General features: G+C 49.2%; 1 rRNA gene. It reads left to right on the top strand.

Annotation, left to right across the window (positions count from 1 at the left end):
- Positions 1 to 159: 159 nt before the first annotated feature.
- Positions 160 to 3013 (top strand): 23S ribosomal RNA (locus tag ACRCJ0_RS11420); the annotation flags it as partial.

Raw genomic sequence — 3013 nt, 5'->3', positions numbered from 1 at the left:
ATTTTGTTCTTTGAAAACTGAATACTGTAAGTAATAAACCTCTTATTTAATTATTTTCTACCAGGAGATAATTAATATAAGAAATTCCAATTTTACCAAGAGTAAAAAACCAATAAAAGTAAGCAAATTACTTTTCGCGAATCATACAACTTAACCAATGGTTAAGTGAATAAGGGCGCACGGTGGATGCCTTGGCACTAGGAGCCGATGAAGGACGGGACTAACACCGATATGCTTCGGGGAGCTGTAAGTAAGCTTTGATCCGGAGATTTCCGAATGGGGAAACCCAATTGCTTTGATAGGCAATTACTCAACTACAAATACATAGTAGTTTGAGAGGAAGACGCAGGGAACTGAAACATCTCATTACCTGTAGGAAGAGAAAGAAAATTCGATTTCCTGAGTAGCGGCGAGCGAAACGGAAAGAGCCCAAACCAAAGAGCTTGCTCTTTGGGGTTGTAGGACAGACGATATGTAGTTAAAGATTTAGTCGAATGGCATGGGAAGGCCAATCACAGAGGGTGACAATCCCGTAGACGAAAGATCAATAACGCTAGTCTGTATCCTGAGTACGGCGGAACACGTGTAATTCCGTCGGAATCCGGGAGGACCATCTCCCAAGGCTAAATACTCCCTAGTGACCGATAGTGAACCAGTACCGTGAGGGAAAGGTGAAAAGCACCCCGGAAGGGGAGTGAAATAGTACCTGAAACCGTGCGCTTACAAGCAGTCAGAGCCCGTTAATGGGTGATGGCGTACTTTTTGTAGAACGGACCGGCGAGTTACGATTGCATGCAAGGTTAAGTTGAAGAAACGGAGCCATAGCGAAAGCGAGTCTGAATAGGGCGTCGAGTATGTAGTCGTATACCCGAAACCAAGTGACCTACCCATGTGCAGGGTGAAGGTGCGGTAAAACGCACTGGAGGCCCGAACCCACGTCTGTTGAAAAAGGCGGGGATGACGTGTGGGTAGCGGAGAAATTCCAATCGAACTTGGAGATAGCTGGTTCTCTCCGAAATAGCTTTAGGGCTAGCCTCGGATGATGAATATTGGAGGTAGAGCACTGTTTGATCTAGGGGTCCATCTAGGATTACCGAAATCTGATAAACTCCGAATGCCAAATATTTTAATCCGGGAGTCAAACTGCGAGTGATAAGATCCGTAGTTGAAAGGGAAACAGCCCAGACCACCAGCTAAGGTCCCAAAGTTTCAGTTAAGTGGAAAAGGATGTGGGGTTGCTTAGACAACTAGGATGTTGGCTTAGAAGCAGCCATCATTTAAAGAGTGCGTAATAGCTCACTAGTCGAGTGACCCTGCGCCGAAAATGTACCGGGGCTAAACTGAACACCGAAGCTGTGGATATCCGCATGGATATGGTAGGAGAGCGTTCTAAGGGCAGAGAAGCAAGATCGAGAGGACTTGTGGAGCGCTTAGAAGTGAGAATGCCGGTATGAGTAGCGAAAGACGGGTGAGAATCCCGTCCACCGTATGACTAAGGTTTCCTGGGGAAGGCTCGTCCTCCCAGGGTTAGTCGGGACCTAAGCCGAGACCGAAAGGTGTAGGCGATGGACAACAGGTTGAGATTCCTGTACTTGTTTGTATTGTTTGACCAAAGGAAGGACGCAGGAGGCTAAGCAGAGCACGTTATTGGATTCGTGTTCAAGCAGTGAGTCTGACACAGAGTGAAATGCTTCGTGTTAAAGACAAGCTGTGATGAGGAGGGAAATATAGTACCGAAGCTGCTGACGTCACACTGCCAAGAAAAGTTTCTAGTTAGATACAAACAACCCGTACCGCAAACCGACACAGGTAGTCGAGGAGAGCATCCTAAGGTGAGCGAGCGAACTCTCGTTAAGGAACTCGGCAAAATAACCCCGTAACTTCGGGAGAAGGGGTGCTGACCATTTGGTCAGCCGCAGTGAATAGGCCCAAGCGACTGTTTATCAAAAACACAGGTCTCTGCTAAATCGAAAGATGACGTATAGGGGCTGACGCCTGCCCGGTGCTGGAAGGTTAAGAGGAGTGCTTAGCATTAGCGAAGGTACGAATTGAAGCCCCAGTAAACGGCGGCCGTAACTATAACGGTCCTAAGGTAGCGAAATTCCTTGTCAGGTAAGTTCTGACCCGCACGAAAGGCGTAACGATTTGGGCACTGTCTCAACGAGAGACTCGGTGAAATTGTAGTACCAGTGAAGATGCTGGTTACCCGCGACAGGACGGAAAGACCCCATGGAGCTTTACTGCAGGTTGATATTGAGTGTCTGTGTGACATGTACAGGATAGGTAGGAGCCATTGAAGCCGGAACGCTAGTTTCGGTGGAGGCGCTGGTGGGATACTACCCTTGTGACATGGCCACTCTAACCCGCGACCGTAATCCGGTCGGGAGACAGTGTCAGTCGGGCAGTTTGACTGGGGCGGTCGCCTCCTAAAATGTAACGGAGGCGCCCAAAGGTTCCCTCAGAATGGTTGGAAATCATTCGTAGAGTGTAAAGGCAGAAGGGAGCTTGACTGCGAGACCTACAAGTCGAGCAGGGACGAAAGTCGGGCTTAGTGATCCGGTGGTTCCGCATGGAAGGGCCATCGCTCAACGGATAAAAGCTACCCTGGGGATAACAGGCTTATCTCCCCCAAGAGTTCACATCGACGGGGAGGTTTGGCACCTCGATGTCGGCTCATCGCATCCTGGGGCTGAAGTCGGTCCCAAGGGTTGGGCTGTTCGCCCATTAAAGCGGTACGCGAGCTGGGTTCAGAACGTCGTGAGACAGTTCGGTCCCTATCCGTCGCGGGCGTTGGAAATTTGAGAGGAGCTGTCCTTAGTACGAGAGGACCGGGATGGACACACCGCTGGTGTACCAGTTGTTCTGCCAAGAGCATCGCTGGGTAGCTATGTGTGGATGGGATAAACGCTGAAAGCATCTAAGCGTGAAGCCCTCCTCAAGATGAGATTTCCCATATCTTTAAGATAGTAAGACCCCTGAGAGACGATCAGGTAGATAGGCTAGAAGTGGAAGT

It is taken from the genome of Aerococcus sp. L_32, assembly GCF_050689315.1.
This window is presented reverse-complemented; position numbering and strand designations above follow the sequence as displayed.